This window comes from Acidithiobacillus sp. TH-A117, from assembly GCF_057473465.1.
This window is the reverse complement of record NZ_JBYCKQ010000010.1, coordinates 1-10808: the sequence shown is the minus strand read 5'-3', so window position 1 is coordinate 10808 and position 10808 is coordinate 1. Positions and strand designations below refer to the sequence as shown.

Genomic DNA, 10808 nt, shown 5'->3' with positions numbered 1-10808 from the left:
ACACCCGCTACGTGCGCATGCTTCTGGAAGCCGATGTAGCTCGACCACGTCATCAGCAGTAGCCGAGTATTGTACCCACTCTCCAACGTAAGCAATGAACAGCTTCCGCTGCTTACCTACCAATGGGGATAAGGAGCACGTCGCGTAGCAGAAATCCTGGGGAATCCGCGAGAAGCCAGGATGATACTATTTTGTCCGTTAACACGAGCATCCAGCCTGATCCGAGCAAGCAGCAGCGGGCCTTATCAAAAAGTCCGCTCACGGCTTATTTTTTAATCCTCATGCCATAGGGCTTTTTCACCCAGACGCTGCAAATATTGTGTGTGCAGTGTGGATTCTTCGGCACTGGCCCGAATGATGCGCAATCCGCGCCGCGACGATACCCCGGCAGCGCTTTTTTCGGCCATATCCGGAAGCAATACAGCAGCAGGCGCGGCCAGAGCGGATTCTGCTCCAGACTGGGCATCACTGCCACTCAAGAGGCCCATCATATCCACCTGCCCTCCCGTCATGCCGAGATACACCAGGGCAAGAATTTCGCAATCCAGCAAGGCGCCATGGAGTTCACGGTGGCTGTTATCGACGTTATAGCGACGACACAGACTGTTCAGATCATTTTTCTGTCCGGGATGACGACGTCGGGCATCGAGCAAGGTATCCATCACCTTGTGACTGAGGGGAGCTTTTTTCACGAGCGCCAGTTCATGATTGAGAAAGCCCAGATCAAAGGGGGCATTGTGAATGATCAGCTCGGCATCCCCCAGATACTCCAGAAAAGTATCCACCACTTCGGCAAAAAGTGGCTTATCCTCCAGAAAATCATCCGTAAGTCCATGCACGCGCAGCGCCTCGGGATCACTACCGCGCTGGGGGTTGAGATACTGCTGATAATTGTTGCCGGTCAGACGCCGGTCGATCAACTCCACGGCGCCGATTTCAATCACCCGATGCCCCTGTTTCCAGTCAATTCCAGTGGTTTCGGTGTCCAGCACTATTTGTCGTAAAGCCATCCTTCCCCCTCCTGACGCTGCTTGCCTGCCCCGTACTGATCCATCACCCGGTTGAGCAAGGCATCGACTTGCTCATTTTCAGCATGGCCCGAGTGACCGCGTACCCAGACCCATTCGATCTGATGGGGTGCGGCCACCTGCACCAGACGCTCCCAAATATCCTGATTTTTTACCGGATCACCCCCTGCCGTGCGCCAGCCCCGCTTTTGCCAGCCCGCTAACCATTGGGTCATGCCGTCGCGCAAATAACGCGAATCGCTGACAACCTGCACCCTGGTAGGACGCTTCAGGGCTTCGAGACCGCGCAGAGCCGCCGTCAATTCCATACGATTATTGGTACTTTCCGGCTCAAATCCCCAGAGGACCTTTTCCTGATTTTCCCGGCGCAACCATGCTCCCCAGGCACCGATGCCCGGATTTCCCCGACAGCCGCCATCTGTAAACAATTCCACGATTTTTTCAGACATGATGAATCCCTGTTATGACTGCCCGGCATCCTGATTCAGAGGATCATAAGCTGCCGGCGCTTCGGAGCGCAGCTTGCGCCGCTCCCGACGCATTTTGACCGGGGTCACTGCGCCGACCAGAGGCCGCTCTGGATCGCGACGCTGCGCCAGTAACAAATAGGCATTGGCGCCTGCAGGCCACCAGCGATCGCCCATCAACTCCATCCACTGGGCGTTTTTCTCCAGACCGGGCAGGGTATATTGGAAATAACGGCCCTCCCGTAAGATAAAATCCTGGGTTTCGAGAAGGTGGCGCAGTTTGCCGAGGGGCAGAAAGGGGCGCCGCCAGGGCCAGGCGCGGTCGCGCCGCCACAAACGCCAGCGCCGCATGAAACTCAGACTACCGCCAGGATTGAAATCCATGATCAACACATGGCCCTCGGGCCGCAGCACCCGCCAGCATTCTTCCAGCACAGCTTCGGGATCACTCATGCGCGTCAGGCAAAAAGGCACAATGACCAGATCAAAGCGCATGGCCGCAAAAGGCATCTCCTGACAAGCACCGTAGGCCTGTAAATAAGCTTCTGTGGGGAAAGCAAAGCCATCATTCAGTAACACCCAGGTGCGCCCGGTGCCGGGAGGCATTCCCCAGAACACCGGCTGCCCCAGTTGCAAAATGCTTTCGGGCTGCAGACGATCAATCCAGCGCGGCAGAATATCCCGGGCGCGGTCCAACAGCAGTTGCCCCGCGCCGCTGTCCCACCAGACTGCCGCGCGTAGTTCCTGGGGTCGACTCCGCCGCCCGCGACCCGCCATTTCAGTTCAACCGCTTCACAATATCCAGGCACACCAGCTTACGTGACCCCAAAGCATTACCAGAGTAGGCTTATGGTAACGCGCTTGTGCCGAGAACCAAACATGTCTGTGCATTTCATTCCTGCTTTTGCCGATAATTACATTTATGTGCTGGAGAGCCGCGCCGGAATCTGGGTAGTCGATCCCGGCACCGCCGATCCGGTTTTGTCCTGGCTGGAACAACGCCAGATGAAGCCAACAGCCATTTTATGTACCCACCACCATCCGGACCATACGGGTGGGGTAGCGGCGCTGGCCAGGCATTTTGCAATTCCTGTCTATGGCGCCAATGACCGCATTCCGGCCCTCACGCACCCGGTTCATGCTGGCAAGCTGACCATTGCTTCAGCCGAACTCAATGTTATCGAAGTGCCTGGCCACACCCGGGATCATCTCGCCTATGTCTGGAATCAGTCGCTGTTTTGTGGCGATACCCTCTTTGCCGCTGGTTGTGGCAGGCTATTTGAAGGGACTCCTGAAATGCTGTTTCAAAGCCTGCAACAACTGGCCGCCCTTCCTGCTGCCACCCGCGTCTATTGTGCCCATGAATACACCCAGAATAATTTGCGCTTTGCCGCCTTGGTTGATCCGGAAAACCCGGTCATTCAGCAGCGCCAAATGCTTGTCCGCCAACAACGCGATGCCGGCGAACCCAGCTTGCCGTCGAGCATTGGCCTGGAATGTGCCAGCAATCCCTTTTTACGCTGTCATCTGCCCGCGCCGATCGCCAGTGCCCGACAGTTTGATCCGGACTGTGACGGCCGCCCCTTGTCGGTATTCACCGCCCTGCGGCGCTGGAAAGACCAGTTTTAGCAGCGCTTTCAGCCTGGCCGACGGGATGGGAGACAGTGGAGTTCAAAGCGTTGTTCCCAAGCCGCCCTCAATACCCGGCGCACCATGGCGGCATCCACAGCCTCCAGCTGCTGCAAGGAGGTTTCAGCGGAATGCAAACGCCCCAGATACAACCATTGCCGCGCCAGCCGGCTCATGCGCAGTTCGGCATCTTCCTGGCCCAGTAACAACTGGATCCGCAGGCTGCGTTTGGCCCAATCCATATCTGCCGGGCTCGGGCCTTCCCTTAAAAGCTTCGCCAACACTTCCGCCATAGCCTTGCCTGCTTCACGGGCCTTGTCTTCGGGAGTGGCTATGTACAAGGACCACTCGCCGCAGTCGCGCAAGGCATCCAGATGGGAAAACACCTGATATGCCAAACCGCGTCTTTCCCGTAACTCGCGAAACAAATAAGAGGCCGTACCTCCACCCAGAATGGCATTGGCCAGCACATGCGCCAGATAGTCCGGCGACTCTACCGCACAGGAAGGGGCCATCCAGACCAGATGGGCTTGACGCGCCTCAGTCCGCCGAATAGTTTTTGTGCCGGACTGAAATTGTGGCGGTACGCGGGGATTCATCACCGGGGCGGGACGTCGCCCTCCCGGAAAGGCCTGCTGCGCCCACTCACAGTACTGTTCATGTACCACATCCCCTACAGCAGTGATAATCAGAGGCGCTTCCGTCAGTACTCTTTCATGGTAGGCCTGCAGGCGTTTGCGGCTGGCTGTACGAATACACTGAGCCTTGCCCAGTACCGGCCAGGCCAGAGGATGTTCACCCCAAATTTCCAGCAGGGCGCGTTCCTGAACCCAGTCTTCCAGGTCTTCAGCGGCCATGGCCGCTTCTTGAGCCACCACCTGTTTTTCCAGGCGCAAATCCTCATGGGCAAAGCGTGGCCGGGTCAGCATTTCACTGAGCAAGGCAAAAGCATCCCGTGCATCTTCTGCCAGCACGGTTCCATGAAACACCGTGCTCTCACGATCCGTAAACGCATTGATGGTCCCTCCCAGGGATTCCATCGCGGCATTCAGGGCATCACCATCTCTTTCGCTGCTGCCTTTAAACAGCATGTGTTCCAGCAAATGGGCAAACCCATTTTCATCGTCTTGCTGATCCCGACTGCCATTACCCAGAGTCAGGGACAGAGCCACACTCTGCCGGCCCGGCAAGCGCTCGCTCAACACCACCACCCCGTTATCCAGGGTAGTCACCGAAGCTTCCACAGTTTTATTCACAGCAATACATACCCGTTCATGCGACAATGGAAAAGTTTTTGCATGTCTTTCCCGCGCAGGCAGAAAATGCAAGCAGGGGTGGACACCTGCAGTCCACCCCTGCGCTGATACCAAAGGAAATGCAAGCCAGGAATTATTGGGTAATATCCTTCATACTCAGCTTGATTTTACCTTGACGATCCACTTCCAGGACTTTGACCCGTACGGCCTGCCCTTCCTTGAGATAGTCATGCACATCACTGACCCGCTCGCTGCTGATCTGGGAAATATGTAAAAGGCCGTCACGACCCGGCAGAATCGTCACAAAAGCGCCGAAGTCCATAATCTTGGCAACCTTGCCGTCATAAATGGTATCCACCTGCACTTCGGCGGTCAGCAGTTCGATCCGCCGCCGCGCGGTAGCACCCGCCTCACTGTCCACCGTAGCAATGGTCACCGTACCATTATCCTGAATATCAATGGCAGCACCAGTTTCTTCGGTCAGGGCGCGGATGACCTTACCTCCCGGTCCGATCACATCGCGGATTTTGTCCGGATTGATGTGCATGGTGATAATGCGTGGCGCGTTATCCGAAAGTTCCACTCGTCCCTTGCCGAGCACGGCATTCATCAGACCCAGTATGTGGATCCGTCCGGCATGGGCCTGCTGCAAGGCCTTCGCCATGATTTCGCGGGTAATCCCATCAATTTTGATGTCCATCTGCAGGGCCGTAACGCCTTGTTCTGTTCCGGCCACCTTGAAGTCCATATCGCCAAGATGATCTTCATCACCGAGAATATCGGTCAGTACCGCAAAGCGCTCACCATCCTTGATCAGCCCCATGGCGACTCCGGCTACCGGTGCCTTCAGCGGTACACCAGCATCCATCAAGGCCAGAGAGGCACCACAGACCGTAGCCATACTGGACGATCCGTTGGATTCGAGCACTTCCGAAACCACCCGCAAGCTGTAAGGAAATTCGGAAGGTTCCGGCAATACGGCCGCTATGGCTCTTTTTGCCAACCGTCCATGGCCAATTTCCCGACGCTTGGGAGAACCCACCATGCCGGTTTCGCCCGTGGAAAATGGCGGGAAATTATAATGGAGCATGAAGCGGTCCCGACTTTCCCCCTGCAAGGCATCAATGATCTGCTCATCGCCCTTGGTCCCCAGGGTGGCGATAACCAATGCCTGGGTTTCTCCCCGGGTAAACAGTGCCGAACCATGGGTGCGGGGCAATACTCCCGCCTCAATGGTAATGGGCCGCACGGTTTTGGTGTCGCGCCCGTCAATACGCGGCGCTCCATCGAGAATCCGGCCCCGGACAATGCCGGTTTCAATTTTCTTGACGAAAGTCCGCACCATATCGGCACGCTGGGCATCTTCGCTGGCAAATTCCGCCACCATGGCCTGCTGGATGGCTTCGAGTTTTTGGCTGCGGGCCTGTTTTTCCACCAGGGAATAGGCTTCCTGCAACAAGCCCGAGGCCTTGGCCTGCACGGCCTCACCCAGGGCTGCATCAGCAACGGGAGCTACCCAGTCCCAGGCAGGATTGCCCACTTCGCTGGCCAGGGCGGCAATGGTTTCAATCACCGGCTGGAACCCCGCGTGACCATACATCACCGCCTCCAGCATGACCTCTTCAGAGAGCTGCTGGGCTTCGGATTCCACCATCAATACCGCATGGCGGGTACCGGCCACCACCAGATCCAGCTGCGATTCGGCCAATTGCGCATAGCCGGGATTCAGCACATATTGGCCGTTGATGTATCCCACCCGCGCGGCGCCCAGCGGTCCCTGAAAAGGAATTCCGGAAATGGCCAGAGCGGCGGAAGCGCCGACCATGGCCAGGATGTCCGGATCCTGATCCCGATCCACGGAAAGGACGGTTGCAATCACCTGCACTTCATTCATGAATCCTGTCGGAAACAGGGGACGGATGGGGCGATCAATCAAACGGGAAGTGAGGGTTTCCTTTTCCGTCGGCCGCCCTTCCCGCTTGAAGAACCCACCGGGAATCTTCCCTGCGGAATAGGCTTTTTCCTGATAATTGACCGTCAACGGAAAGAAATCCTGGCCCGGTTTGACTTCTCGGCGGCCTACGGCCGTCACCAGTACCACCGTATCGCCACTGGATACCAGCACTGCTCCATTGGCCTGACGCGCCATGCGGCCCGTCTCCAACTGCAGGCGCTGCCCGCCGAAATCCAACTCTTTCCGAATGATGGCCAAAACCTTCTCCTTACTTGCGCAGACCCAGACGCTCAATCAACGTACGATAACGGTTCACATCCCGCTTCTTGAGATAATCGAGCAGCTTGCGACGCTGACCCACCATCTTCAACAAGCCCTGACGGGAATGATGATCATGCTTGTTGCTTTTGAAATGATCGGCCAATCCTTCAATACGAGTGGTGAGCAGGGCTACCTGAACTTCCGGCGAGCCCGTATCTCCGGCATGGGTCGCATAACCCTGAACTACTTCTGCTTTGACTTCACGCGACAACGACATAATTCCTTCTCCTCGGAACTTCTGAAAAAACAATACTCCCTAGTTTACGCTCATGAGGCGGCGCGGCGCCACCTTTCCGTCGTCCATAACCTCTCCCAAACCCAGGAACTGTGCACCCGGACCGTAGAGGCGAATGCGTCCCAGGGAGGGAGCGTGGGCGACCACCACTCCCTGTCCCTGACGCAAATAATAAGCGGTGTTCTCCGTAAGGGTAACGGCAGGCAGATACTCCAGTGCCAGATCCATGGCCTTCAAAGGACATTCCCCTTTTTGCTGACTCTCCGCAAGGGCATCCAGCGTCAATGCGTCCTCAATACGAAAAGGGCCGGTGACGGTTCGCCGCAACTCTTCGACATGAGCGCCGCAACCCAGGGCGGCACCCAGATCCATGGCCAGACTGCGAATATAGGTGCCTTTGGAACAATCGACATCCACCACCAGACGCTTATCGCTCAATGCCACCAGTCGCAAACCGTCTATGCGTACCTGACGCGGCGCTCTTTCTACCTCAATGCCTTTACGTGCCAGTTCGTAGAGGGGCTTGCCACCCTGCTTGATGGCGGAATACATGGGCGGAATCTGGGCAATTTCACCGAGAAAACGGGGAAGGATGGCTTCCACGTCAGCGCGGTTCACTGCCACCGGCTTATCTTCCAGAATTTCGCCTTCGCGGTCACCGGTACTGGTCGTCTGCCCCAGTCGCAGGGTTGCCCGGTAGGACTTGTCGGCATTGAGGATGTAATCAGATACCTTGGTGGCCTCACCGAAGAGCAATACCAGCAGCCCGGTGGCAATAGGATCCAGGCTACCAGTGTGCCCCGCCTTTTTGACGCCGAGAATCCGCTTGGCCCGTTGCAGGGCCGCGTTGGAAGTCAAACCCTCCGGTTTATCGAGGAGCAGCAGCCCGTGCTGACAGGACATATTCACACCTCCTCGTCTGGGGCAGGCGGCAAATGAGCGAGAATTTCAGCCATTTCCGCGCCCCGATCAAAGCGGGCGTCATAGATAAAATGCAGCGGTGGAATGCGCCGCAGGGCCAGACGCTTCCCCAAGATCTGGCGCATCTCACCCGCCCGGGCATCCAGCGCATGCCGCACCCGCTCGGCGTGCTCGGGACCATCCATCAAGGAAAAGAACACCGTCGCCGAACGCATATCCGCAGGCAGATCGACCATGGTAATAGTAGGCGGCAAGAGTGTCAGATCTGCTGGCAAGCCGTGCAACTCCCGCAACAGGGCCGCGATTTCTTCACGCAGCAGGTGAGAAACCCGAGCGCCACGCGGATAGGCACGATGTGTATGCTGCAACGCCAACTCCTAGACCGTACGCGCGACTTCAGTGGTTTCGTAGGCCTCAATCACGTCTCCGTTCTTGAGGTCATTGAAATTACGCAGACCGATACCGCACTCGAAACCCTCCCGGACTTCCTTGGCGTCGTCTTTGAAGCGGCGTAGCGAATCCATTTCACCGCTGTGAATCACCACATCCTGACGCAGCACCCGGACCTTGGCATTCCGCCGCACTACACCATCAGTCACCATACACCCGGCAATGGTCCCCACCTTGGGAACCCGGAAGGTTTCCCGCACTTCGGCATGACCAATGATTTTTTCACGAATTTCCGGAGCCAGCATCCCGCTCATGGCCGCCTTGACTTCATCCACTGCGTCATAAATCACGCTGTGATAGCGGACATCCACGCCGGTACTTTCAATCAGACGCCGGGCCTGAGCTTCGGCCCGGACGTTGAAACCGATCACCACCGCCTGGGATGCGGCCGCCAGATTCACGTCCGATTCCGTAATGCCCCCGACCCCCGAATGGATGACCGTGACCTTCACCTCGGAGGTAGAAAGGCGTTCCAGTGTCGTGGTCAAGGCCTCCACCGAACCCTGCACGTCAGCCTTGATCAGCAAGTTCAACTGCTGCAACTGACCATCTGCGGCTGCTTCAAAGAGACTTTCCAGCGATGCCTTCTGGTTTTTGGCCAGACGCACATCGCGGAATTTGCCCTGCCGGAACAATGCTACTTCCCGGGCCTTGCGTTCGTCGGCCACGACCACAACCTCGTCGCCAGCATGAGGAACATCGCTGAGCCCGAGGACTTCGGCTGGCAGACCAGGCCCGACATCCTGAGTATTCTGCCCGGCATCGTTGACCAGTGCCTTGATACGCCCGAACTGAGCACCGGCCAGGAGCATATCTCCGGCATGCAGGGTTCCCTGCCGCACCAGCACGGTGGCCACCACGCCACGCCCACGATCCAGCCGCGATTCGATGACCACGCCCTTGGCGGGACCATTACTCTGGACATCCAGTTCCAGCATTTCCGCCTGCAGCAAAATAGCGTCGAGCAGATCATCAATATGCAGACCCGCCTTGGCCGACACATTCACAAACTGGGTGTCACCACCCCATTCTTCAGGCACCACCTCATGACCGGCCAGTTCCTGACGAATGCGTTCAGGATCCACACCCGGTTTGTCGATTTTGTTGACTGCCACCACGATGGGCACCTGCGCCGCCTTGGCATGGTGAATGGCTTCAATGGTTTGGGGCATGACGCCATCATCGGCAGCCACCACCAGCACCACAATATCCGTAGCCTGGGCGCCACGGGCACGCATGGCCGTAAACGCCTCGTGACCCGGGGTATCGAGAAAGGTCACCATCCCTTTCGGCGTTTCTACATGGTAAGCGCCAATATGCTGGGTAATGCCGCCCGCTTCACCACTGGCGACCTGGGCAGAACGGATACGATCAAGCAGCGAGGTTTTACCATGATCCACGTGCCCCATCACCGTAACCACGGGAGGCCGGCGCAACATGATCGGAGCTTCCGACTGGCTTTCATCCATCAGGAAGGCTTCAGGACTGGTCATGGCAACCATTTTGACCTTGTGCCCCAGTTCCTCGACGACAATAGCCGCCGTTTCCTGGTCAATCACCTGATTGATGGTAGCCATCACCCCCATTTTCATCATGGCCTTGATGACATCGGTGGCCTTGATCGCCATGCGGCTGGCCAACTCACCCACGGTAATGGTTTCCGGAACAGCTACTTCGCGGATGACCGGTGCCATAATGGCCTCACTGCCCATCTGCCCGCCACGATTGCGATTTTTCTTGTCTCCGGGCTTGCGGCGGCGAGCCAGAGCCTCGGCATTGCCGCCATCCTCATTGCGACGCACGCCACGCCGTCCGGCACCAGAACGATCGTCATCACTGCGACCAGCCGGACCGGTTTTTTTACCACGCGGCGGGCTTGCCGGGGCTTTAGCAGGGGCAGCTACGGCAGGACGCGGACGCTCATTGACAGACGCAAGACTCCGCTCCGGCGCAGCCCGTTCAGAAGCAGGGTGTTCTCCAGGCTGCCGCTCAGCGCGCGGCTTGTTCTCCGTGGCGCGTGCAGTTTCTGCCCGGGGAGCTTCGGGCACGACTGCTTCTTCGGGTTTTTCCGGCTCGGTTGCGGCAACCTCAACCACCGCTGTAACCGGCTCGACAACTGGCACGGCGACGGGAGTGGCCGCTTCCGGTTCAGGAGACAATTGCACCGTTTCCGGCACTATCTCCGCCAGAGGAGTTTCAACTACAGGCGTCTGCTCGACAGGCTCATCCACGGCCACTTCGCGTTTGACATAGGTCCGCTTGCGGCGGACTTCCACCTGCACCGTGCGGGATTTTCCCGCGCCCACGGACTGCTTGATTTCCGAGGTACTGGTACGATTCAGCGTGATGCGCCGCAGCTCACCTCCGCCTTCTCCGTGAGCACTGCGCAACGATGCCAGCAGCCGATGCTTGTCCTCTTCCGTGACCGGATCATCGGCTGTTTTCTTCTTGATGCCCGCAGCATTCAACTGCTCCAACAAGCGCGCATGGGTTACACCTAATTCAGCTGCAAAATTGGCGACAGTTACCGTCATAATCCTCTTTCTC

General features: G+C 57.6%; 10 protein-coding genes. 1 reads left to right on the top strand and 9 read right to left on the bottom strand.

The window, feature by feature from the left end; genetic code table 11:
- Positions 1–272: 272 nt before the first annotated feature.
- The 3 genes from dnaQ to AC2VLR_RS01715 are packed head-to-tail and all read right to left on the bottom strand — an operon-like array spanning position 273 to position 2272.
- The gene (dnaQ, locus tag AC2VLR_RS01725) at positions 273–1010 is read right to left on the bottom strand and encodes a DNA polymerase III subunit epsilon (protein ID WP_486880585.1); all 738 of its coding nucleotides are present in this window, start codon (positions 1008–1010) and stop codon (positions 273–275) included.
- Positions 992–1477 (bottom strand): ribonuclease HI, encoded by a 486-nt coding sequence (gene rnhA, locus AC2VLR_RS01720; protein WP_486880584.1) that lies wholly within the window; start codon positions 1475–1477, stop codon positions 992–994. The genes dnaQ and rnhA overlap by 19 nt, the downstream gene beginning before the upstream one ends.
- A 12-nt stretch (positions 1478–1489) precedes the next feature.
- Complete coding sequence (locus AC2VLR_RS01715; protein WP_215842113.1) at positions 1490–2272, bottom strand: class I SAM-dependent methyltransferase; 783 nt, start codon at positions 2270–2272, stop codon at positions 1490–1492.
- 102 nt (positions 2273–2374) lie between these two features.
- On the opposite strand from AC2VLR_RS01715, the gene gloB reads away from it, so the two are divergent.
- The gene (gene gloB / locus AC2VLR_RS01710) at positions 2375–3124 is read left to right on the top strand and encodes a hydroxyacylglutathione hydrolase (RefSeq protein WP_486880583.1); all 750 of its coding nucleotides are present in this window, start codon (positions 2375–2377) and stop codon (positions 3122–3124) included.
- 8 nt (positions 3125–3132) lie between these two features.
- On the opposite strand, the gene AC2VLR_RS01705 is transcribed toward gloB, so the two are convergent.
- From AC2VLR_RS01705 to infB, 6 genes are all read right to left on the bottom strand, one after another.
- The gene (locus tag AC2VLR_RS01705; RefSeq protein WP_486880582.1) at positions 3133–4380 is read right to left on the bottom strand and encodes a M16 family metallopeptidase; all 1248 of its coding nucleotides are present in this window, start codon (positions 4378–4380) and stop codon (positions 3133–3135) included.
- Between the two features lie 133 nt (positions 4381–4513).
- A complete protein-coding gene (gene pnp, locus AC2VLR_RS01700) occupies positions 4514–6592 on the bottom strand; it encodes a polyribonucleotide nucleotidyltransferase (RefSeq protein WP_486880581.1) in 2079 nt (692 codons plus the stop codon).
- Positions 6593–6602: 10 nt separating this feature from the next.
- The gene (rpsO, locus tag AC2VLR_RS01695; RefSeq protein ID WP_101536682.1) at positions 6603–6872 is read right to left on the bottom strand and encodes a 30S ribosomal protein S15; all 270 of its coding nucleotides are present in this window, start codon (positions 6870–6872) and stop codon (positions 6603–6605) included.
- 39 nt (positions 6873–6911) lie between these two features.
- Positions 6912–7793: a tRNA pseudouridine(55) synthase TruB gene (truB, locus tag AC2VLR_RS01690; RefSeq protein ID WP_486880580.1), complete on the bottom strand. Its 882-nt coding sequence runs from the start codon at positions 7791–7793 to the stop codon at positions 6912–6914.
- Between the two features lie 2 nt (positions 7794–7795).
- Entirely contained in the window at positions 7796–8179 is a 384-nt protein-coding gene (locus tag AC2VLR_RS01685) for a ribosome-binding factor A (RefSeq protein WP_101536680.1), read from the bottom strand.
- A gap of 9 nt (positions 8180–8188) precedes the next feature.
- Positions 8189–10795, bottom strand: coding sequence for a translation initiation factor IF-2 (gene infB / locus AC2VLR_RS01680; RefSeq protein WP_486880579.1), 2607 nt, complete (start codon positions 10793–10795; stop codon positions 8189–8191).
- Positions 10796–10808: the final 13 nt, after the last annotated feature.

What these genes read in the sequence shown, in the direction of transcription:
- dnaQ (WP_486880585.1), bottom strand. Translation starts at nt 1,010, where the DNA reads ATGGCTTTACGACAAATAGTGCTGGACACCGAAACCACTGGAATTGAC.
- rnhA (WP_486880584.1), bottom strand. Translation starts at nt 1,477, where the DNA reads ATGTCTGAAAAAATCGTGGAATTGTTTACAGATGGCGGCTGTCGGGGA.
- AC2VLR_RS01715 (WP_215842113.1), bottom strand. Translation starts at nt 2,272, where the DNA reads ATGGCGGGTCGCGGGCGGCGGAGTCGACCCCAGGAACTACGCGCGGCA.
- gloB (WP_486880583.1), top strand. Translation starts at nt 2,375, where the DNA reads ATGTCTGTGCATTTCATTCCTGCTTTTGCCGATAATTACATTTATGTG.
- rpsO (WP_101536682.1), bottom strand. Translation starts at nt 6,872, where the DNA reads ATGTCGTTGTCGCGTGAAGTCAAAGCAGAAGTAGTTCAGGGTTATGCG.
- truB (WP_486880580.1), bottom strand. Translation starts at nt 7,793, where the DNA reads ATGTCCTGTCAGCACGGGCTGCTGCTCCTCGATAAACCGGAGGGTTTG.
- infB (WP_486880579.1), bottom strand. Translation starts at nt 10,795, where the DNA reads ATGACGGTAACTGTCGCCAATTTTGCAGCTGAATTAGGTGTAACCCAT.